At 35.4% G+C, this 24164-nt stretch carries 20 protein-coding genes; all 20 read left to right on the top strand.

The window, feature by feature from the left end:
• Window positions 1-4 precede the first annotated feature (4 nt).
• On the top strand, window positions 5-892 hold the full coding sequence (gene dapA / locus OEV98_RS00570; RefSeq protein ID WP_263071184.1) for a 4-hydroxy-tetrahydrodipicolinate synthase: 888 nt from the start codon (window positions 5-7) through the stop codon (window positions 890-892).
• 561 nt (window positions 893-1453) lie between these two features.
• Window positions 1454-3121, top strand: a complete 1668-nt coding sequence (locus tag OEV98_RS00565) for a ribonuclease J (protein WP_317633772.1) — start codon at window positions 1454-1456, stop codon at window positions 3119-3121.
• Window positions 3122-3257: 136 nt separating this feature from the next.
• Window positions 3258-4001, top strand: coding sequence for a ClpP family protease (locus OEV98_RS00560; protein WP_263071182.1), 744 nt, complete (start codon window positions 3258-3260; stop codon window positions 3999-4001).
• Window positions 3998-4228: a YlzJ-like family protein gene (locus OEV98_RS00555; protein ID WP_263071181.1), complete on the top strand. Its 231-nt coding sequence runs from the start codon at window positions 3998-4000 to the stop codon at window positions 4226-4228. The genes OEV98_RS00560 and OEV98_RS00555 overlap by 4 nt, the downstream gene beginning before the upstream one ends.
• Window positions 4229-4574: 346 nt before the next feature.
• Complete coding sequence (locus OEV98_RS00550; RefSeq protein ID WP_263071180.1) at window positions 4575-6890, top strand: DNA translocase FtsK; 2316 nt, start codon at window positions 4575-4577, stop codon at window positions 6888-6890.
• Window positions 6891-7318: 428 nt separating this feature from the next.
• On the top strand, window positions 7319-8410 hold the full coding sequence (locus tag OEV98_RS00545; protein WP_263071179.1) for a BMP family lipoprotein: 1092 nt from the start codon (window positions 7319-7321) through the stop codon (window positions 8408-8410).
• Between the two features lie 145 nt (window positions 8411-8555).
• A complete protein-coding gene (locus OEV98_RS00540; protein WP_263071178.1) occupies window positions 8556-10106 on the top strand; it encodes an ABC transporter ATP-binding protein in 1551 nt (516 codons plus the stop codon).
• Between the two features lies 1 nt (window position 10107).
• A complete protein-coding gene (locus OEV98_RS00535; RefSeq protein ID WP_263071177.1) occupies window positions 10108-11151 on the top strand; it encodes an ABC transporter permease in 1044 nt (347 codons plus the stop codon).
• Between the two features lies 1 nt (window position 11152).
• Window positions 11153-12112, top strand: a complete 960-nt coding sequence (locus OEV98_RS00530; RefSeq protein ID WP_263071176.1) for an ABC transporter permease — start codon at window positions 11153-11155, stop codon at window positions 12110-12112.
• Between the two features lie 168 nt (window positions 12113-12280).
• Window positions 12281-13558 (top strand): EF-P 5-aminopentanol modification-associated protein YfmF, encoded by a 1278-nt coding sequence (yfmF, locus tag OEV98_RS00525; RefSeq protein WP_263071175.1) that lies wholly within the window; start codon window positions 12281-12283, stop codon window positions 13556-13558.
• On the top strand, window positions 13559-14863 hold the full coding sequence (yfmH, locus tag OEV98_RS00520) for an EF-P 5-aminopentanol modification-associated protein YfmH (protein WP_263071174.1): 1305 nt from the start codon (window positions 13559-13561) through the stop codon (window positions 14861-14863). It abuts the gene before it with no gap.
• A gap of 106 nt (window positions 14864-14969) precedes the next feature.
• A complete protein-coding gene (gene ymfI / locus OEV98_RS00515) occupies window positions 14970-15698 on the top strand; it encodes an elongation factor P 5-aminopentanone reductase (protein ID WP_263071173.1) in 729 nt (242 codons plus the stop codon).
• 116 nt (window positions 15699-15814) lie between these two features.
• Window positions 15815-16072 (top strand): DUF3243 domain-containing protein, encoded by a 258-nt coding sequence (locus tag OEV98_RS00510; protein ID WP_263071172.1) that lies wholly within the window; start codon window positions 15815-15817, stop codon window positions 16070-16072.
• Window positions 16073-16327: 255 nt separating this feature from the next.
• Window positions 16328-17122, top strand: a complete 795-nt coding sequence (locus tag OEV98_RS00505) for a DUF3388 domain-containing protein (protein ID WP_263071171.1) — start codon at window positions 16328-16330, stop codon at window positions 17120-17122.
• A gap of 21 nt (window positions 17123-17143) precedes the next feature.
• Window positions 17144-18064, top strand: coding sequence for a helix-turn-helix domain-containing protein (locus tag OEV98_RS00500; protein ID WP_263071170.1), 921 nt, complete (start codon window positions 17144-17146; stop codon window positions 18062-18064).
• A 68-nt stretch (window positions 18065-18132) separates the two neighbouring features.
• Window positions 18133-18711, top strand: coding sequence for a CDP-diacylglycerol--glycerol-3-phosphate 3-phosphatidyltransferase (gene pgsA, locus OEV98_RS00495; protein ID WP_263071169.1), 579 nt, complete (start codon window positions 18133-18135; stop codon window positions 18709-18711).
• 69 nt (window positions 18712-18780) lie between these two features.
• Window positions 18781-20022 carry a competence/damage-inducible protein A gene (locus tag OEV98_RS00490; protein ID WP_263071168.1) on the top strand — a complete coding sequence of 414 codons (1242 nt, stop codon included), beginning with the start codon at window positions 18781-18783 and terminating at the stop codon, window positions 20020-20022.
• Window positions 20023-20167: 145 nt separating this feature from the next.
• Window positions 20168-22738, top strand: a complete 2571-nt coding sequence (locus OEV98_RS00485; protein ID WP_263071167.1) for a DEAD/DEAH box helicase — start codon at window positions 20168-20170, stop codon at window positions 22736-22738.
• Between the two features lie 130 nt (window positions 22739-22868).
• The gene (locus OEV98_RS00480) at window positions 22869-23495 is read left to right on the top strand and encodes a LysE family translocator (RefSeq protein WP_263071166.1); all 627 of its coding nucleotides are present in this window, start codon (window positions 22869-22871) and stop codon (window positions 23493-23495) included.
• 207 nt (window positions 23496-23702) lie between these two features.
• Window positions 23703-24158: a YaiI/YqxD family protein gene (locus OEV98_RS00475; protein ID WP_263071165.1), complete on the top strand. Its 456-nt coding sequence runs from the start codon at window positions 23703-23705 to the stop codon at window positions 24156-24158.
• Window positions 24159-24164: the final 6 nt, after the last annotated feature.

Below are 24164 nucleotides of genomic sequence, written 5' to 3'. Positions count from 1 at the left end.
TTGTATGTCTATTTTTGGTAGAATTGCAACTGCCATGGTGACACCTTTCGATGCAAAAGGAAATGTGGACTTTTCCAAGACAACACAACTTATCGAATATTTAATTAAGCATGGTAGTGATTCATTAGTAATCGCTGGAACTACTGGAGAATCTCCCACGTTAACCACTGAAGAAAAGTTAGCATTATTTAAACATGTTGTAAAAGTAGTAAACAAAAGAATACCGGTTATTGCAGGAACAGGTAGTAATAATACGAAAGCATCCATCGAATTAACGAAAAAAGCGGAAGAAATTGGTGTTGATGCGGTTATGGCTGTTGCTCCTTATTACAATAAGCCTAATCAAGAAGGGATGTATCAGCATTTTCGTTCGATCGCGGAAAGTACTGCACTTCCAGTGATGATCTACAATATTCCGAGTCGTTCAGGTGTTAATATCGAAGCTGCAACGATTGTTCGCTTAAGTCAAATTAAAAATATTAAGGCAGTGAAAGAAGCTAGTGGAAATCTAAACCAAATGACCGAAATTATTGCGAATACTGCAGATGATTTCTTCCTATACAGTGGTGATGATGGATTAACGATACCTGTACTAGCTATAGGTGGTGCAGGTGTCATTTCGGTAGCATCCCATATTATTGGAAATGAAATGCAAGAAATGGTGGAAGCATTTCATAATGGTGACTTTAAGACTGCTGCTAAGTGGCATCAAAAACTATTGCCAATTATGAGAGGACTTTTTGCGGCACCTAACCCTACACCCGTGAAGACCGCATTACAATTAAAAGGATTAAATGTAGGATCGGTTCGCCTGCCACTTATACCTTTAACAGAAAATGAAAGAAATACATTATTTCAGTTGCTTAAACAGATTGATGTAGTTCAACAATAAAATCAAATATGATTAGCAAAACGGCATTTCGGAATTATCCGGAGTGCCGTTTTTGCTAATATGTTCATGTTGTTTTCAAAGTTTTATTGCCGTCACATGAAATATGTTTAGTAAGGAAGTGCCGCTTTGTAGTTATTTAATATGAAAGGAAGATTACCAATAAATTTAATCTGTTAATCGGAATGATTCAATCTATATAAACAATGGAAATTATGTTAAAATAAAAAAAACACCGATTTTTTAGGATACGGGATGTATAATTAGTTACTGATTATGACTGTTATTTACGGATTGAGTTGGAAATATTACTTCATAGCGAAATGATCGGCTCGGAGTAGTTTACATACTAAGCTACAAAATCACTCTGGAATAGCGGTGTCTTTTTAAAATGGATCTATGTCGTGAACCGTTTATTATATAAAGAAAAACTATGGTTAATATATAGGTGAATTTTTCCATTTACAATGGCTTGATTTGTTGAGCCTTTTTCTACTATGACTTTGATACATACTAATTCATTTGCATGAAATAATTAAGTTGCAGTGATGACATACAGGAGGATTGTTACATTTGATTAAGAACAGTAAATCAATAAAGGTTATTCCATTAGGTGGAGTAGGAGAAATCGGGAAAAATATGTACGTTGTCGAGGTGGAAGAAGACTTATTTATCCTTGATGCTGGATTAATGTTCCCTGAAGATGAAATGTTTGGAATTGACATTGTTATACCAGATATTTCTTATTTAATGGACAAGCAGGATCGTATCCGCGGGCTTTTTCTATCCCATGGACATGAAGACCATACTGGTGCATTAGCATATATTTTAAGTAAATTACCAGTACCAGTATTTGGAACAAAGCTTACAATTGCCTTAACAAAAGCAAAAATGAAAGAACAAGACGTTAAATTAACGGTAGACTTTCGTACAGTAAACGAAAATACAATTCTTACTTTTCCGTATTCAGAAGTATCCTTTTTCCAAGTGAATCATAGTATTCCAGATGCTGTAGGAATTAGCATTTTATCTAGTGAAGGGTCTATTGTATACACTGGCGATTTTAAATTTGACCAAAGTGCGGATGAGCTTTACCGAGCAAATATTAGTAAAATGGCTCGTATTGGTAACGAGGGAGTTCTTTGTTTATTGTCAGATAGTACAGAGGCAGAGAAACCGGGTTATACACCGTCAGAAGTAGCGGTAGCAAAAGAATTAGAGGATTTATTTGAAAATGCAGACGGAAGAATCATTTATACTTGCTATGCATCAGGTATGAATGCGATCCAGCGATTATTTGACGTAACGGCAAAGACCGGTAGGAAGATTTCCATCATCGGAAAGACATTGCAGGACGTTTATCAAATTTCCATGAAGCTAGGATATTTAAAAGTACATGATAATGTCTTTATCCAAAATAATGAAATTGATAAATACAACGATAATGAAATTGTCATTATTATGACTGGTAATCAAGGGGAGCCGTTAGAAGCATTACAAAAAATGGCGAGAAAATCACATAAATTACTCCATATAAAAAAAGGTGACACTGTCATGATCGCAGCCTCGCCACATCGAGGGGGAGAATTGTTTTTAAGTAAAACAGTAGATCTTTTATATCGAGCTGGTGCTAATGTATTCTACCGTAATATTCATGTTAGTGGACATGGTCGTGAGGAAGAATTAAAGCTTATGCTGAATTTAATGCAGCCGAAGTTTTTTGTACCAGTTCATGGAGAATTTCGAATGTTAATTGCACACGAACAGATTGCTTGGAATATGGGTGTGTCTCCTGAGAATAGTATCATACCAGAAAAAGGCGATATCATTGAAATCAAAGGGGAAAAAATTCGTGTCGCAGGGAAAGCTCCTGCAGGCAATGTACTAATTGACGGCAGTGGTATTGGAGATGTTGGCAATATCGTTCTTCGCGACCGTAAAATGCTCTCCCAGGATGGGATTTTAATTGTCGTTGTGTCTATTAAGCGCTCCGAAAAGAAAATAATATCAGGCCCAGAAATCATTTCTCGAGGTTTTGTGTATGTTAGGGAATCGGAGGAATTAATGGGTAATGCAACGAAATTAGTAAAGGAGATTGTTGAAAAAAATATTAAAAGTCATAGCTTTGAATGGTCAACGATTAAACAAGAAATGCGTGATCAATTAAATTATTATTTGTATAATAAAACGAAACGTCGTCCGATGATTATTCCGATTATTATGGAGGTATAGGCAATAATACAATACGTTTAAAGAATAGAACGATTATTACAACTTAATTAGTGGAAAAATCAAAACTCCTTTCGCATTAAATTCGTGAACAAGTCTATACTAAACGTATCATGAGCGAAAAGGAGTTTTACTGTTTATGAATCCAAATGTAAATCAAGAACAAACACCTGAAAAGGAAGAACAAAAGCCTAATGTTTCTCCACTCATTGAAAAAATTCAACAGCTGGGACAAACCAATGTTCCACAAATGCAGGATTCCAATATTCATTGCTTAACGATTGTTGGGCAAATTGAAGGGCATTTACAATTACCACCTCAAAACAAAACAACAAAATATGAGCATGTGATACCACAAATCGTAGCAATTGAACAAAATCCAAAAATAGAAGGTTTATTAATAGTTTTAAATACTGTAGGTGGAGATGTAGAGGCAGGCTTGGCAATTGCGGAGATGTTAGCATCGTTATCGAAGCCAACTGTTTCCATCGTTCTCGGTGGTGGTCATTCAATAGGAGTACCAATAGCGGTAAGTACCGATTATTCTTTTATTGCTGGAACTGCAACAATGACGATTCATCCGATTCGATTAACTGGGTTAGTGATTGGTGTCCCACAAACATTTGAATATTTAGATAAGATGCAGGATCGTGTAATTAATTTTGTAACAAAACATTCCCGAGTAAAAGAAGAAACATTTAAAGATTTAATGTTTGCCAAAGGGAACTTAACAAGAGATATAGGTACGAATGTTGTTGGCTCAGATGCTGTAAAATATGGATTAATTAATGAAGTTGGTGGTATCGGCCAAGCAATGAAAAAGTTATATGAATTAATTGATATGCGACGAAAGGAGAAAGAAGGTGAAGGATTAATACAATGATATTGTATACGATCATACCTCAGGAGCTTATTTTTGAAACAGAGCAGAAAGCATTAGAAAATAAAGAACGTTTTGTTCATTATCAAGGTATCCCTGTTGCTATTGAACCAGTCAATGGGAATGAAGTGCGGGTCACGAAAATATTAAGCACTGATCCTACACATTATTTAAATAGCAATTGTTTCCCTGGCGCCGTTTTATCCATTTGGGATGGCCATTTTTCCTAAAGAGTACAATGTTATTTAAGTGTGAATATGTTTAGATAGTTAATTATCTATAAGAAAAATGAAACTTTTACTCCTACATACGATGGGAATGTTCATGTATTCTTCCAGCAAACCATTCATGAAGTTCTATTTTAAGAGTAACAACTTTTGAAAACAGGCTTAGTAATAGTCGTAATTATGCTATAATAGATAATAGTTTCAGGCAGCCTTGTGAAGTAGGCTGCTTTCTTCATCATTATCATTGTTAGAACGAAAATGAAAGTGGACAATCTTTCTTCCGCTTAATCGATACATAATTTTAGGAAGATGTTATAGAGAAAATAGTATAGTTAGTTAGGTGATTCCAATGGCAAAAAGGAAAAAAAGAAAAACAAAAAAACAACAAAAAATTGTACATACAATAAAATTTGAGATTGGTGCTTTAACAATGCTCGCACTTTCGGTTATTACATTAGCAGATCTAGGAGTTGTTGGACGTGGCTTCGTGCACTTCTTTCGCTTTCTAACAGGAGAGTGGTACATCGTTCTTCCGTTAGCACTAATAATATTAAGTGGTGTGCTTATTTGGATGAGGGAATGGCCGAATCTACGAAATCGCCGATTGATTGGAATATACACCATTTTTTCCTCTATTCTTTTATTAAGCCATGTTACGTTATTCGATTTATTATCTAGTCAAGGTCCATTTGAAAAGCCTAGTGTTATTGCAAATACGTGGGATTTGTTTTGGATGGATTTAAGAGGAGAATCGAGCACGATGGATCTTGGTGGGGGAATGGTTGGAGCCGTTCTCTTTGCCCTCTTTTACATGCTCTTCGATGCAAAAGGAACAGAATTATTCGCGTGGTTATTCATCATTATCGGGTTTCTTTTACTTACCGGAAAATCATTTGGTGATATCGTCCGGAATATTAGCGGTTATATTAAACGCTATTTCGTAAAAACGTGGAATAGTATCCGCACCGATTGGCAAGCATGGAAAGCCAATCGAAAGAAGCGACCTGCAAACCAAAGAAGCAAAGTTACGAATAAGTCTGCTGCTAAGGAAGCAGAGATTGAGATGCAACCAATGGAAGTGGACGTGCCAATGGAGCCGATTATTTCTAATTTTGCAGAAAAGGCAGTCTATCGCGAAGAAATTATGCAAGATAATCATGGAGAAGTTGAAATAATGGAAAATGATTCAGATGAAACTGCAAATGTTCCGATGCAATTTTCAGAGGTGGAAAATGTTGATTATCAATTACCGCCATTATCCTTATTAAAGCTCCCTCGGCAAACAGATCAAAGTAATGAATACGAGCTTATTCATGCAAATGCTGCGAAATTAGAACGGACGTTTCAAAGCTTTGGTGTAAAGGCACGGGTAACCCAAGTACATATTGGACCAGCTGTTACAAAGTATGAAGTCCATCCCGATGTTGGAGTTAAAGTAAGTAAAATTGTTAGTTTAACTGATGATCTAGCGCTTGCCTTGGCTGCAAAGGATATTCGTATGGAAGCACCAATTCCAGGTAAATCAGCAATTGGTATTGAGGTCCCTAATTCAGAGGTTGCTATTGTTTCATTAAGAGAAGTACTAGAGGATAGTATCGATAAGCTAGAGTCAAAATTATTAATTGGCTTAGGTCGAGATATAACAGGCGATGCCGTATTAGCGCAATTAAATAAAATGCCACATTTATTAGTAGCAGGGGCCACTGGCTCAGGGAAGAGTGTTTGTATAAATGGAATTATTACAAGTATTTTAATGCGAACAAAGCCACATGAAGTGAAAATGATGCTTATTGATCCAAAAATGGTAGAATTGACAATGTACAATGGAGTGCCACATTTGTTAGCCCCAGTAGTTACGAATCCGAAAAAGGCATCACAAGCATTGAAAAAAGTTGTAAATGAAATGGAACGTCGCTATGAGTTATTTTCCCATACTGGTACAAGAAATATTGAAGGGTATAATGAACATGTGCGCAAAGCGAATGTAGAAACCGGAGAAAAACAACCATTACTACCATTCATAGTCGTCATTGTTGATGAGTTAGCTGATTTAATGATGGTTGCCTCATCCGATGTGGAAGATTCGATTACAAGATTGGCACAAATGGCGCGAGCGGCAGGTATCCACTTAATTATTGCAACTCAAAGACCATCAGTGGACGTTATTACAGGGGTAATCAAGGCTAATATCCCATCAAGAATAGCTTTTGCTGTCTCTTCCCAAACGGATTCGAGAACAATATTAGATATGGGTGGAGCAGAAAAACTATTAGGCAGAGGGGATATGTTATTTCTACCAGCAGGTGCATCAAAGCCAGTCCGAGTACAAGGTGCATTTTTATCGGATGAAGAGGTAGGAGAGGTAGTAGATTTTGTTATTTCACAACAAAAAGCACAATATCAGGAAGAAATGATTCCAGATGAATCGGTTGAAACAACAGAAGAAGTAGAAGATGAACTATATGGAGATGCTGTGCAATTAATTGCAGAAATGCAAACTGCATCGGTATCTATGCTTCAACGCCGATTCCGTATTGGTTATACACGTGCTGCGCGGCTAATTGATGAAATGGAAAAACGTGGGGTAGTAGGACCTTATGAAGGTAGTAAGCCAAGGGTAGTGCTTATTCCGAAACCAGAAAATGACGAAATTAAATCATCTTAATAATGTTCGACAAAAACCTCTATCGCTCAAAAGATAGAGGTTTTATTATTATTATTTTAGTATAGATATTTCAAAGGAATACGAAAAAACCAAAATATCCAAACTAAAATAAAAAAATAGTTAAAATTATACGGTTTTTATGAATAGATGAACTTTTTACTAGTTTTAAAGAAAGATTAGAAATACTGATAAATTAGCAATTCACAAGTAAATAAATAAATTATAATATTTTTCGACAAAATTAAAAGTTCGTATTCCTTATTTGAGTATTTCATGGTATATTTGTCAATGGTAGTAGAAATGATACAAATATATCCGTATATCCAATTCAATTAGCTTTAATTTTTTCACTATTCTACATAATGGATTATTAGGATATACAAGAAAAATAAAACATTTCTACAAATAATTATAAGGGGGTTCTTCTTTTGAAGAAAAGTATTCTTTCCATTTTATCACTTCTTCTAGTTTTAGGATTTGTATTAGTTGGATGTGGTAAAAAAGAGGACGATAAGCAAGGTGCTAGCAATAATGAAGGTGCAAATAATGATGCTATTTCCATCGCAATGGTTACAGATACTGGTGGTGTAGATGATAAGTCATTTAACCAACTAGCTTGGGAAGGTCTTAAAGCATATGGTGAAGAAAATGGCTTAGAAAAAGGCGATGGTGGTTATGACTACCTTCAATCGAATACTGATGCTGACTATGTACCAAACTTAAATAGTCTAGTACGTCGTGATTTTGATTTGATCGTTGCAACTGGATTTATGTTAGCTGAACCAATTGCAGAAATTGCGGATCAGAAAAAAGATGCGAAATTTGTAATCATTGACTCTGAAGTTCAAAAAGATAATGTGGCAAGCGTTATGTTTAAAGAACAAGAAGCTTCTTTCTTAGCAGGTGTAGCTGCAGCACTACAAACGAAAACTAAAAAACTTGGTTTCGTAGGTGGTATGGAAAGTGATGTAATCGAAAGATTCGAAACTGGATTCAGAGCAGGTGTTGCTTCCGTTGATCCAAGTATTGAAGTTATGATTAATTATACAGGTTCATTTGGTAGCCCAGAACTAGGAAAAGCAGCAGCAAACCAAATGTATACAGCAGGCGCTGATATTATTTTCCACGCATCTGGTGGTACAGGTAACGGGGTATTTACAGAAGCTGTTGAAAGAAAAACAGCAGATCCAAATGCAGATGTATGGGTTATTGGGGTAGATAGTGACCAATACCATTTAGGAAAAGTAAATGACGATACAAACATTACGTTAACTTCTGCATTAAAACGTATTGATGTAGCGATTAATGATGTAATTAAATTAACTAAAGAAGGTAATTTCCCTGGTGGCAATACAACAACTTTAGGATTAGCGGAAGATGGTGTTGGTCTTGCTGAAACTGGTGGAAATTTAACTGCAGAAACATTAGCAACTGTAAATGAATGGAAAGAAAAAATCGTGAACGGCGATTTAACTGTTCCAGGAACTTATGAAGAATTAAAAAGCTTTGAAGAACAATAATGATTATTTTACAGCGGGTACAATGCCCGCTGTATTATCAATGTATATTGTAATAAAAAGCAATACATAAAAAGCTTTAATTCGATTAAAGCTTTTTATGTATGCCTTTTTATGAGCTAATGAAATACCTTAGGGGGGTTATTAATTGGAACATGTTATCGAAATGTTGAATATCCGCAAAGTTTTCGGTAATTTCGTAGCAAATGATAATATCACGCTACAAGTGAAAAAAGGGGAAATTCATGCCCTTTTAGGGGAAAATGGCGCAGGTAAATCGACGTTAATGAATGTATTATTTGGTTTATATCAGCCAGATGGTGGAGAAATTCGTGTGAAAGGGAAATCTGTCAATATAACAGACCCTAATGTAGCGAATGATTTAGGAATCGGCATGGTGCACCAGCATTTTATGTTAGTTGATAATTTTACAGTTACTGAGAATATTATTTTAGGTAGTGAACCGACAAAAAGGGGTTCTATTGACATTAAAACAGCCTCTGAGGAAATTGCCCGTATTTCGAAAAATTATGGGTTAGATGTTGATCCGTATGCTGTAATTTCAGATATATCGGTAGGTATGCAACAAAGGGTAGAAATATTAAAAACATTGTACCGTGGTGCGGAAATATTAATTTTTGATGAACCAACTGCTACATTAACACCACAGGAAATAACTGAATTAATCCAGATTATGAAACGATTAATCGAAGAAGGTAAATCAATTATATTAATTACCCATAAATTAAAAGAAATTATGGAAGTTGCCGATAGAGTAACAGTTATTCGGCGAGGAAAAGGGATCGGAACGGTAAATGTTTCGGAAACTAATCCTACAGAGCTTGCTAGTTTAATGGTTGGCCGTGACGTAGAGTTTACGACAGAAAAGCGACAAAGCAATCCGAAGGAAGAGGTATTTCGAATTTCGGATTTATTAGTGAAAGATTATCGTGGAGTGGAAAAAATAAAAGGCTTAAATTTATCAATCCGACGTGGGGAAATTTTAGGCATTGCTGGTGTTGATGGAAATGGCCAAACTGAATTAATTGAAGCAATTACCGGTTTACGAAAAGTAGAAAGTGGATCGATTACATTAAACAATAAAGATATTACAAATCTACGTCCTCGAAAAATAACCGAATCTGGAATAGGACATATTCCACAAGATCGTCATAAGCACGGACTAGTTTTAAATTATTCTGTCGGAGAAAATGTTGCATTACAATCATACTACCATGCTCCATATTCAAAAGCAGGAGTACTAAATTATAAAGTAATTTATGAGAAGGCTAGGGAAATTATCTCACAATACGATGTTCGTACACAAAGTGAGTACGAGCTAGCGCGTGCGTTATCTGGAGGAAATCAACAAAAGGTTATTATTGGTCGAGAGGTCGAACGGAATCCAGATTTATTAATTGCTGCACAGCCTACGAGAGGTTTAGATGTAGGTGCAATTGAATTTATTCATAAACGGTTAATTGAACAACGGGATAATGGAAAAGCAGTACTTCTTATTTCCTTTGAACTAGATGAAATTCTTAATGTTAGTGATCGTATTGCCGTGATTTTTGAAGGAGAAATTATAGATATAGTAGATGCTAAGCATACATCAGAGCAAGAATTAGGTTTATTAATGGCAGGTCAAAAATTAACAAAAGATTCAACGGTTCAGTCTTTACAGAAAGAAGGTGAGTAATATGTCGAAAAGCTTAAGGAATGTACTAATTCCTATTTTAGCTGTTATTTTAGGTTTAATTGTTGGTGCTATTATTATGCTAATTAGTGGATACAGTCCAATTTTAGGTTATACAGCGCTATGGAATGGGATTTTTGGGGATCTTTACACGATAGGAGAAACGATTCGGCAAATTACCCCCTATTTATTAGCAGGTTTAGCAGTTGCATTTGCATTTAAAACAGGGCTATTTAACATTGGGGTTGAAGGGCAATTAATTGTCGGCTGGTTTGCGGCAGCTTATGTTGGCTTTAGTTTTGAATTACCTATGTATCTACATATCCCATTAGCAATTCTTGCAGCAGGTTTAGCAGGTGGATTATGGGCATTTGTTCCTGGTATCCTGAAAGCACGACTTGGAGTTAATGAAGTAGTTGTAACGATTATGATGAATTACATTGCTCTACATATTACCAATGCATTAATTAGGGCAATTGCAGGGAAAGATACTTCCGAGAGAATTCATGAAACCGCATCACTACGTAATACATTTTTCGAGGAAATAACAGATTATTCTAGATTACATAATGGGATATTCCTAGCATTAATTGCGGTAGTTGTTATATGGTTTATTTTAGAAAAAACAACATTAGGTTTTGAATTAAAAGCAGTTGGATTTAACCAGGACGCATCAAAATATGCAGGTATGAATGTGAAGAAGAATATTGTAATTTCCATGGTTATTTCTGGTTTTCTAGCTGGACTGGCAGGTGCAACCGAAGCTCTTGGTACGTTTGAGTACGTGTCAACGAAAGGCGGAATGACAGGAATTGGATTTGATGGAATTGCAGTTGCTATTTTAGGTGCAAATAATCCATTAGGTGTTATCTTTGGTGCAACATTATTCGGGGCATTAAAATATGGGTCTTTGAACATGCCGAACGAAGCAGGCATTCCAGAAGAAATGGTATCAATCATTATTGCTATTATTATATTCTTTGTCGCATGTGGATTTATTTTCCAATTATTTCTTGATAAGCTTTCGAAAAAAAAGGAGGTGAAGTAAGATGAGCTTACTAGATACAATAGCGTTTGTTTTTTATAATGCATTATTTTATGCAGCTCCTCTAATCTTCACTGGTCTTGGTGCAGTATTTACGGAAAGATCCGGTGTTACAAACATTGGCTTGGAAGGAATTATGCAAGTAGGTGCATTTACAGCGATTTTATTTAATCTGTTTTATGCAGATGTTTTTGGATCTATGACGATTTGGACTGCAATACTTGTATCTATGGTTGTTTCCGCAATCTTTTCCTTATTACTTGCGGTTGCCTCTATTACGTTTCGTGCAGATCAAATTATTTCAGGAACAGCATTAAATATGCTAGCAGCCGGTTTGACTATTTTCTTAGTGAAAATGATTTTCGGAAAAGGCCAAACAGATATGGCTACGGAAATTAATTCTCGTTTTAATGTTCCGGTTTTAAAGGACATTCCAGTAATTGGGCCAATTTTCTTCCAAAATGTATATATTACATCTTATTTAGCTATTCTTGCTGCAATAATTGGCTGGGTGATTATTTATAAAACACCATTTGGCTTACGCTTACGTGCTGTTGGGGAACATCCAATGGCTGCTGATACGATGGGAATAAATGTTAATCGGATGCGTTATATTGCAGTTATGATAAGTGGTGGATTAGGTGGAATCGGTGGGGCAATTTTTGCACAATCATTCTCCATGGATTATAGTCATTCCACTATAAGTGGACAAGGATTTATGGCTATTGCTGCGATGATATTTGGTAAATGGAATCCTTTAGGTATGATGGGTGCTGCCATCTTCTTTGGATTTGCACAAAGCTTAAGTACTATCGGTTCTAACTTACCAGTAATTAAAGATATTCCAAATGTATATTTATTTATTCTCCCTTATGTGTTAACGGTATTTGCAATTGCAGGATTTATTGGCAAGTCCGTTGCACCAAAAGCAATAAATACTCCTTATATAAAGGGTAGTCGTTAAGGAAGAATAAATCGTTGCTCTTACTAAATATTAGTAAGAGCTTTTTTATTGGAGCTAAAATTTATTCTTAATTACCAAAACTTGAAATGACAAATGTAACATATGTATAGTAGAAATAGGTGATAAATATATTAAAGTATTTTTTACATATATGAAGGAGGAAAATAAATGCCAGAAGAAATGGAAAAGGTCATTCAAAATGCTGGAATTAATTTTCATTTGGTAAAAACAGATAAATATAAAACCAATACTATTGTTTTAAAAGTAAAAGCACCATTAACAAAAGAGGATGCGACTGTTCGGGCATTATTACCAAATGTATTACAAAGTGGTACAAATACATATCAAACTGCTACCGAGCTTAGGTCGTATTTAGAAAATCTTTATGGAGCAACGTTAAACGGTGATTTACAGAAAAAAGGCGAGTATCATGTAATCTCTATTTCAATGGAGATTGCAAATGAAAAATTTTTAACAAACAGTGAGCCATTGTTAGATAGCGGGTTAACACTACTGGCGGAAGTTTTATTTCATCCGAAACTAGTGAATGGTGTTTTTGATGAAGAAATTGTGACAAAGGAAAAACGTACATTAAAAAGTCGTATTCAAGCCGTTTATGATGATAAAATGCGCTATGCCAATCTACGTTTAGTGGAAGAAATGTGTAAGAATGAGCCATATTCTGTTCCAGTTAATGGGAATCTAGACGATGTAGATGGAATCACATCACAACAATTATTTGAATATTATCAAAAAGTATTAGCAGAGGATGAGTTTGATTTATATATTGTTGGGGATATAGACGAGCAGCAAGTGGTTGAGATTTGTAAGGAAAAATTCCAGTTAAAAGCACGGACACCTAAGGAAGTTGCAAAAGGTACAGAAGATACAAATAAGCAAGAAAACGTTGTAATCGAGCGGCAAGATGTCGCACAAGGAAAATTAAATATAGGCTTACGAACAAATGTAAAATATGGTGAGGACGAATACTTTGCACTACAAGTATTTAATGGTTTATTTGGAGGCTTTCCACATTCAAAGCTCTTCATGAATGTTCGGGAGAAAGAAAGCTTAGCATATTATGCAGCTAGTCGTTTGGAAAGTCATAAAGGATTAATGATGGTAATGACCGGTATTGAAACAAAAAACTACGAAAAAGCCGTAACGATTATTAAAAATCAACTTTCAGCAATGAAAAATGGCGATTTTACTGATCAAGAACTAGATCAAACAAAGGCAGTAATCCAAAATCAAATGCTAGAAACATTAGACACTTCACGTGGGCTAGTCGAAATTCTTTATCACAATGTAATCAGCAGAAAACAAGTGACCGATAAATTATGGCAAGAAAAGATAAATCAAGTGTCGAAAGAAGAGATTGTCCAAGTGGGTAATAAAATTCAATGGGATACGGTTTACTTCTTATCTGGAATGGAGGGGAAATAAGTGGAAAAAATTCAGTTTAACCAATTAGAAGAAGAACTTTACTATGAAAAACTTTCTAATGGTTTAGATGTTTATATATTACCGAAGAAGGGATTTAATAAAACATTTGCTACATTTACCACGAAATATGGTTCCATTGACAATCATTTTGTTCCTTTAGGACAATCTGAATATAAAAAGGTTCCAGATGGAATTGCACATTTCCTTGAGCATAAATTATTTGAAAAAGAAGATGGAGATGTTTTTCAACAATTTGGCAAGCAAGGAGCATCTGCGAATGCATTTACGTCTTTTACAAGAACAGCTTATTTATTTTCCTCTACTGCAGATGTAGAGAAAAATTTGGAAACATTAATTGATTTTGTCCAAGATCCTTACTTCTCCGAGAAGACAGTTGAAAAAGAAAAGGGCATTATTGGTCAAGAAATTCAAATGTATGATGATAATCCTGACTGGCGCTTGTATTTTGGTGCAATCGAAAATATGTATCATGAGCATCCAGTGAAAATCGATATTGCAGGAACGGTGGAATCTATTTCCCACATAACGAAGGATTTATTATATGAATGCTATCACACCTTTTATCATCCGAGTAATATGCTTCTATTTGTAGTAGGACCTGTATCACCAATTGAGACGATGGAATTAATAAAAGCTAATCAAGCGAAGAAACCATTTACGGATCAAGCAGAAATTAAGCGACAATTTGCCAAAGAGCCAGATACAGTAGCGACAAAAGAAAAAGTGTTGCCAATGAATGTGCAAACACCGAAATGTATGATTGGATTAAAAGGTAACTTTGTCAATCAATCTGGCGAAATAATGTTAAAAACCGAATTATCCAATCAATTATTGTTAGAAATGCTATTCGGACCAAGCTCGGAAAATTATCGGAATTTATATGATGCGGGACTTATCGATGATTCCTTCTCTTACGATTATACACAAGAGCAAAGCTTTAGTTTCGGGCTTGTTGGTGGAGATACGCAAAATCCAGAAAAATTAATAAGTACGATTAAGGATATATTATTACAAGCGAAATCTGGAAATAATTTAGAGGAAGAAGCACTCGAACGTGTGAAAAAGAAAAAAATCGGAACTTTTTTACGTGCATTAAATTCACCAGAATTTATCGCAAATCAATTTACGCGCTATGCGTTTAATGAAATGGACCTATTCCAAGTTGTGCCAATGCTTGAGAAAATTACATTTGCGGATGTAAAACAAAGTGCATCGGAACTAATTGATGAAGAACGGATGACCGTTTTTCAAGTAGCACCAAAGGCAAGCGCAAATAAAAAATAAGAAGATGAAAAAATCGGGATAACCTCCCGATTTTTTTCTGCCAATTCATTATGATGGATTTGTGTTATGATTTATTTTAGTAGTTTGTTGAAGGAGATTGAAGTAGATGAAAAAATTTGTACTTATAACAGGTGCAAGCGGTGGCATAGGTGGGGGAATTGCACGTCATTTAGCATTAAATGGATATTCGCTTTATTTGCATTATTATTCAAATCGAGAGGCAATTGAAAAATTACTTGAGGAGCTAACTTCCGTAAGTAACGATAACGAATACATTCCAATCCAAGCAGACTTACGAACGGAGGAGGGCATCACAAAGCTCTGCCAGGAAATATATCAGGTTGATGGTATTATCCATAATAGCGGTACAACTGTAAATAATGTATTAACGAACATGCAAATGACAGATATTCATAATTTGATATCCCTTCATTTAACAGCTCCTATTGTGATAACGAAAACATTACTACCTAAATTGATCCAACGAAAAACTGGAAGTATTATCTTTATTTCCTCGATTTGGGGGCAAACAGGTGCTTCATGTGAAACCGTTTATTCCGGTGTAAAAGGTGGTCAAATTTCGTTTGCAAAAGCTTTGAGTAAAGAAGTTGCACTTAGCAATATTCGAGTTAACGTTGTTAGTCCAGGTGCGATTAAAACGAATATGATGCGTGAATATACAGAAGAAGAACTAGCAGACATTATAAACGAAATACCGTTAGGCAGGCTAGGGACGCCGAAGGATATTGCAGAGGCAGTATTGTACTTACTCTCTGAAAAATCATCTTATATTACAGGTCATGTATTAAGCGTAAATGGTGGCTGGTATATGTAATAAGACTAATATAGATAACGGGTGAAGAGATTTTTCATTTTTCCTTTATTTTATTTGTATATTTTCCCTCACGTTATCCAAAATAACTATGAACACGATTAAAGGGAGGTTCAAAAATGAGTGTTTTAGATAACTGGGACAAATGGAAAGATTTTTTAGGTGATCGACTCAATCAAGCAAAGCAACAAGGATTAGATCAAAATTTAGTAAATGATCTAGCATATCAAGTTGGCGATTATTTAGCACAACAAGTTGATCCGAAAAATGAACAGGAAAGAGTGTTAAGTGATCTTTGGTCGGTTGCTTCTGAAGAAGAGCAACAAGCAATTGCAAGTGTAATGGTAAAATTAGTTCAAAATAATGGTACAAAATAGAGAGGTAATACCTCTCTTTTTTTCCATTCAGAAATTATTAATATTTATTCCATTTCAGTATATTACGGGGCATTTTACTATAAATTCCATACGAAATTTAAAAAGATTCCTTATATACATACCTCCACATAAATGTTGTGCAAAATTATTCGTTTTTTCCTTTCATAAACAATTAAAATCATATATTATAGAATCAAGATAAAGAAAAATAATACACCGAGATTTATACAAAATTTCGTATGTAAGGTGAGAATAATGGGGGAAAAGCAAGAATGGTATTTAGAATATGAAATCGTCATTAATCGTCCAGGATTATTAGGTGATATTTCTTCACTACTAGGAATGTTATCGATTAATATAGTTACGATAAATGGCGTTGATCAAGGGCGAAGAGGTTTACTTCTACTTGCAAATAATCGTTACCAGATTGAACGATTGGAGCCCATTTTACAAACAATGGAAACCATTAAAGTGATTAAGCTAAGAGAGCCGACATTGAGAGATCGACTTGCTGTACGCCATGGTCGCTATATTCAAAGAGATGCCGATGATCGAAAGACTTTTCGATTTATTAGAGATGAGATCGGCTTGCTTGTAGATTTTATGAGCGAGATTTTTAAAGAAGAAGGTCATAAATTAATTGGTATTCGAGGGATGCCACGAGTAGGGAAGACCGAGTCGTTAGTTGCTGCCAGTGTATCTGCTAATAAACGTTGGGTTTTTATTTCTTCTACATTATTAAAACAAACGATTCGTAATCAATTGATTGAAGGCGAATATAACGAAAACAATGTTTATATAATGGATGGAGCGGTTTCCTCGAAAGCATCTAATGAAAGACATTGGTCATTAATTCGTGAACTAATGCGATTACCTGCAGTTAAAGTAGTGGAACACCCGGATATTTTTGTACAAAATACAGAATATACTATGGAAGACTTTGATTACATAATTGAGTTAAAAAATGAACTAGATGAAGAAATTACATATGAATCTGTTAATCGGCATCATTTTCTAACAGGATCAGATTTTGGTGGTTTTGATTTTTAAAAAATTGGTAGGTGTTAATCATTGACAGAATTAGGGAACAGATTGAAAGAAGCTCGTGAAGAAAAAGGAATATCATTAGATAAGCTTCAAGAAATCACAAAAATTCAAAAACGGTATTTAATTGGAATTGAGCAAGGTAATTATGATATGATTCCAGGTAAATTTTATGTCCGTGCATTTATAAAGCAATACGCAGAAGCAGTTGGGCTACAGCCTGAACTACTTTTTGATGAATTTCGTAGTGAAATACCTTCCGTATATGAGGATGATTTACCTGAACAAATATCAAGGACACAATCTAGAAAAGTTGTATCCCGCGCTCCTTCTAAAATTTTTGATTTATTACCGAAAATAATTTTTGCACTATTTATCATCGGTGCTGTTTGGTTAATTTGGTTCTTTATTCAAAAATATTTAGTCAGCGATGATGCTGTGACAGAAAAACCAATCGAAAATGAGCAAATTTCCTTTGAAAGTGAAGGTACTCCTCAAGAGGAAGATAATTCAGAGGAAACAACTGATGAATCTAATGCAGGTGAAAATAAGGAAGACGAAACGACAGATGCAGATGTAGATCAAGAAGAAGAGCCTGCTGAGGAAGTGAAAACACAGGAAATAGCAGTGGTGGAAACGAGCGGTTCAAACACTACCTATGAGCTAAGAAACGCAGATACGATTGAATTGCGCCTTGCATCGCCAGCAGATGGGAGAGCATGGATTCAAGTATTGAATGGTAAGGATGAACAAATATTTAGCGGCGAAATTTCAAATGGAAATGAACAAACATTTGATGTTTCTACTGAAGAGTCCGTATGGATTCGAACTGGACGTGCGTATGAAACGGAAATTTATCTAAATGGCGAAAAACTTGAATATGCTTTAGAGCCTAATGAAAATGAAGTACAAAATATTACAATTAAATTTGTAAAAGATGAACAATAGTCGTCGTGCAGATGACTATTTTCTTCTGATATATTATATTGATTTTCAACATAGTGGAGGTTTTATCATTGAATTTACCAAATAAAATAACGATATCTCGTATTTTTCTCATTCCAGTATTTGTAGTAATTATGCTGATTGATTTTCCGTGGGGAGTACTTACTTTTGGTGAGGTTACCCTACCAGTCTCCCAATTTATCGGGGCATTAATATTTGTTATTGCTTCAACAACCGATTGGATTGATGGATATTATGCTAGAAAATACAATTTAGTTACTAATTTAGGAAAGTTTCTTGATCCATTAGCAGATAAATTGCTCGTATCTGCTGCTCTCATTATTTTAACAGAAATGGGATTAGCACCATCATGGATTGTCATTATTATCATCAGTAGAGAGTTTGCAGTAACTGGTCTCCGTTTAGTTTTAGCTGGCGGTGGAGAAGTAGTAGCAGCAAATATGCTAGGCAAAATTAAAACATGGACACAAATAGTTGCTATTACTGCATTATTAATTAACAATGTGCCATTTTCTTACATAAATTTACCATTTGATGATATTGCATTATATATTGCTACATTCTTCACGATTTGGTCTGGCCTCGATTATTTTGTGAAAAATAGGCATGTCTTTAAAAATTCAAAATAAAAAATAACATGTTACGAACGATAAATCGGGAAATGTGTTGAAAAATAAGTAGGCGGGTAGGTGATTTTTGTGAACGGAGAGATTATTGCTGTAGGTTCCGAGCTACTGCTCGGACAAATCGTGAATACTAACGCTCGATTTATTTCTGAAGAATTGGCAAATATTGGTATTAATGTTTACTACCATACGGTTATTGGTGATAATAAACAGCGGTTAAAACAAGTGGTTGAAATTGCGCAGCAGCGTGCCGATTTAATTATTTTTACGGGTGGCCTTGGACCGACAAAAGATGACTTAACAAAAGAAACGATTGCTAGTCTCCTCGGGGTTGCTTTATCAATGGATAAAGCTGCATTACAATCGATTGAAGATTATTTCTCGCGGCGAAATCTGAATATGACAGAAAATAATAAAAAGCAAGCACTAGTTTTTGATGGATCAGAGGTTTTACCCAATGATAATGGTATGGCTCCTGGAATGGTACTGACAAAGGACGGAATTACCTATATGTTACTTCCTGGACCACCGAGTGAAATGGAACCAATGCTTACGACTTACGGAAAAAACGCATTAATAAAACGTATGGACCGTTCGGAAAAAATTCAATCTCGAGTCCTTAGATTTTATGGTATTGGCGAAGCAAGCTTAGAGGACCAGTTACTTGATTTATTTGAGGGACAAACGAATCCGACAATGGCACCACTTGCTGCAAATGGAGAGGTAACGATTCGATTAACTGCAAAGCATGCTTCAGATAATACACGTATACAATTATTGGATACATTAGAGCAAACGATAAAAGAACGAGTCGGTGAATATTTCTATGGCTATGATGACACTACCCTTGTGAAGGAAATGGGGAAACTGATTCAAGAGAATAAGCTCACCCTGTCCGTTGCAGAAAGTTTAACAGGTGGTTTGTTCCAGGAAGAGGTTACTTCTATCTCTGGTGTTAGTGAATGGTTCAAAGGTGGCGTAGTAACCTATTGGCCAGAGGTAAAAATTAATCTGTTAAATGTAAGCAAAGAAACGATTGATCAATATGGGGTCGTCAGTGAGCAATGTGCAAAAGAAATGGCTGAAAATGTGCGGCGATTATTGCAAACAGAAATTGGGTTGAGCTTTACTGGTGTGGCTGGGCCAGCAACACTTGAGGGAAAAGAACCTGGAACAGTATTTGTTGGACTATCAATGAAAGACGCACCAACTGTTGCATACCAATTAAAGTTATCTGGAAATCGTGAATCCGTAAGAACCCGTGCGGTTAAAAATGGCGCTTGGAGAGTTATCAAAGCACTTCAATCTTTATAATTTGCCGGATAAAGAAAAGAATGGCACAATTTTTTTCTGAGCTGGGAACTGTGATACCATCATAGTACCTAGCTCTTTTTTTCTTCATGAAAATAGTTTTATAGTAAACAATAAAAATGATTATATTCCAAAGGTGGTATTTCCAGTGGAAAAGCTAAATAATGTGTATAAGAAAGCAGTGCAGTCTGTAAAACAACGGATTATCGATGATTTAATGACTTATATGGAACAAATGGAGACAGCTCCTTCCTTACATAACTATATCAACGATCGCAAAGCCTTTTTACAGCAAGTATGGACAAATGTATGGTCAAATAAAGCAGCAAGTGCGTTTACATGGAAGGAAAAATTTCAGTACTTATTAGATAATGGGATTATGGTAGAAAATCCCGAAAAAAAATTAATTAAAAGGCTATTTCGTCAAAAGATAAAAGATTATGCTAATTTTGATTCGGAAAAATGGCTGGAGAAACAATATCAAAGTAATGGAGAAGACTGGCAAAATTTATATGAGAATGCTGTGAAGCGATTTGAAAAAAAAATCTCAATTCAAAAAGAAAAGCAAACGATGCTCCAAGTAGACGAGGCTATCCTCCGCTGGGCAGAGGAATTTTTTCAAGTGAATAACGAGCAACTATTTTTGCTTGTTCGGTATGCAACCGGAAAACAACTATTCTTGGATCTTCAAGCAAGTACAAAATATAAATTAATTGGTAGCCATTGGCAAAATGAAAAACTTGTGGCAAATGGTGCTTTTACGAGTGGAGATTATAAAATATTAGCGGATTTTCTACACGAATATACCGGAGAACTAGTAGCTGCCGAAGATTGGGGCAGAGTGTACTATGATTATGAATATTATGGTGATCGCTATGAAAATTTTGTTATTCAATCGGTGTTTGATTTTTTTTCGGAAGAATTTCTTGAGGAGAGAAACCAGCTTGCTAGTATTTATGAAGAAATAACTGGCGAAGCGCTACAAATGGGTAATGTATCCCAGTTATTGGAAGAAGAATTAATGGACATCGCCATGGATTTCTTTAATGAATTACAGGATGAATATGTAGAAGATCTATTGGCGTTTTCCAGTAGTCCTTTCTCACTAGAAAAACATCGTGCATTATACCATCAGCAGTTAACTATTATCGAGCAACGGAGACTAGAGGAAGAACGTGAGAGACAACAGCAAATCGTAAGAGAAAACCAGATTCTTGCCAATGTTTTTGAACGAGAGTTTCAACCGCCAACAGAAAGATCTGTACACTATATTTTACATATCGGAGATACGAATACTGGCAAAACCTATCAAGCATTACAAAAGTTAAAAGCGGCGACAAGTGGTTGTTATTTAGCCCCATTACGATTATTGGCATTAGAAATATTTGACACCTTAAATCAAGAAGGTGTCCCTTGCTCACTAAAAACGGGGGAAGAAGAAAAAATAATAGCAGGTGCAAACCATATAGCTGCGACTGTAGAAATGTTCTACGAAAAGGATACATTTGACTGTATCGTCATTGATGAAGCACAAATGATTGCAGATAAGGAACGGGGCTTTTCTTGGTTTAAAGCTATTACAAAAGCAAATGCACGTGAGGTTCATATTATTGCTAGTAAAAATAGTAAGGGTATGTTGCTTTCATTATTGGAGGAGTCGTCGGTAGAGGTTATTGAATATGAACGTGATACCCCGTTAGAGGTGGAATTACAGCCATTTAAAATGAATCAGGTGAAAAAGGGTGATGCACTCATTTGTTTTTCTAGAAAAAAAGTACTTGAAACGGCAGCCTATCTTCAACAAAAAGGAAAACGCGCAAGCATGATTTATGGAAGCATGCCACCAGAAACAAGGAAGGCGCAAATTCGAAAATTTATAAATGGGGAGACTACCGTTATTGTCTCTACAGATGCAATTGGAATGGGGTTAAATTTACCAATTAGGCGAATTATCTTTTTGGATAATGAAAAATTTGATGGTATAAAACGAAGAAGATTGACCTCCCAGGAAGTGAAGCAAATTGCTGGGAGAGCCGGTCGGAAAGGAATATACAATATTGGTAAAGTAGCTTTTATGCAGGATATAAGTAAAATGAAAGCACTGCTAACAATAGAGGATGAGCCGTTACAAACGTTCACGATAGCTCCAACCTCGGCAATGTTTGAACGATTCCAGCAATATAGTCATCATCTTGGAGATTTCTTTGTGTTATGGTTAAAATTTAAAAATCCAGCAGGTACTGTTAAAGCAAGCTTAACACAAGAAATGGACTTATATAAATTGGTGAAAGGTACTGATATTGAAGCGCGTTTATCGATGGATGATTTATATGGATTCCTGCATTTTCCATTTTCTGCATATGATGCAAGTTTAACAAATCTATGGCTGGAAACAATGAAAGCAATCGTTTCGGGAAATGAACTTCCAGAGCCAATAGTAAAGCGCGGAAATTTAGATGAAGTAGAATTATCATATAAAGCAATTGGACTTCACCTTTTATTCCTTTACCGTTTAGGTAGAAGAACCGAAGCGTACTATTGGGAAAGAATACGCACCGAAGTAAGTATTGATGCGAATGAGCATTTGAAAAAAGCAATGAAAAAAATGAAGAAAAAATGTAAAAGATGTGGAAGAAACCTACCAATTGATTTCCCTTTTCCCATTTGTGACCATTGTCATACATTGAATAGAAAACCTGTCCATGTTTATCAAAAATAATTTGCTAGCTAAGAAAATACTCATCATCCTATTGAGCGGAATATTATATAGGAATTAGGTAGTACGTATAATTAGTCCTTTCTGTTCATAGAATGTACAAGCTCTATAGGGAGATGGGGGTTGTATTTTCTTGGATATAAGTTTGCTGTTAAGTTATATTTTTCTTGGATTTACTTTAGCTGCACCGATTGGTCCTGTTAATTCGGCAAGATTGGACATGGGGATAAAAAATGGTTTTTGGCATGCGTGGATAGTCGGATTAGGATCAATGATTGCAGATGGTATTTTTATGTGCATCATTTATTTAGGCTTTGCTAATTTTATCAATATTGAAATTGTACAAATTTTTCTTTGGCTATTTGGGGCATTTGTCCTTATCTACTCTGGTGTAGAAGGTATGTATAAGGCAAGGTCTTTTATGTTCCACTATAGTCGAAAAAAGGATAGTCTATTAAAATGTTTCTTTACTGGATTTCTCCTTTCCATCAGTAGCCCTTTATCGATATTATTTTGGTTAGGAATATACGGTTCAATGCTTGCAAAAACAGTTTCCCAATTTGGTGGTGACCATTTGTTACTGTATAGTAGTATGATTTTTTGTGGGTTAGCAATTTGGGATATATTTGTTGCTGCACTAACTACCGTTTTTCGTATGTACTTGACGAGTCGAAGCTTACAATGGATTTCCATCATTTCTGGCCTCTCACTCGTTGCCTTTGGTATTTACTTTGGGTGGCAAGGAATTTCTTCTCTATAATTCCTGCCTCAATTCACCATTTTCTAATTCCAATTGATATACTAAGGATATATTCTAATGGATTGCGTCATTTTATGAGATAAGAAATTTTTTTAATGTAGCTATTTGTAAGTGGTCCACAGATGGGAATACACTCTGTGCTTTCCCACAGGAGTCTACGAGTGCTCAAGCTCTTCAGTAGTTCATTATACATAGGAGTGGAATAAATTGCCGGTAATATTAATTGATGCAGATGGCTGCCCAGTGATTGACATCACGATTAAAGTTGCAAAACAGTTTGAATTAGAAACTATTTTGATTTGTGATACATCCCATCGAATGGAAAGAGAAGGAATTGAAACAATTACTGTTTCTAAAGGTGCCGATGCGGTTGATTTTGTCCTTGTTAACCGAGTAAAGAAGGGGGATATTGTCGTTACACAGGACTATGGTTTAGCTGCAATGGTATTAGCAAAACAAGGATTTCCAATTAATCAAAATGGGCTCGTCTATACAGAAGAAAATATTGGTCAGCTTTTGGAATATCGCCATATTTCAAAGAAAATCCGCCGAGCAGGTGGTCATACAAAAGGACCGAAAAAAAGACAGAAGGAAAATGATATTATGTTTGAAGAACGACTAATTCATTTATGTGAAAAAGTGGTCAGTCAACCTTCAGAATAACGCTAT

It is taken from the genome of Perspicuibacillus lycopersici (assembly GCF_025660475.1).
Taxonomy (GTDB): Bacteria; Bacillota; Bacilli; order Bacillales; family Caldibacillaceae; genus Perspicuibacillus; species Perspicuibacillus lycopersici.
Note: the sequence above shows the minus strand (reverse complement) of the source record. Positions and strands in the feature narration are given on the sequence as shown.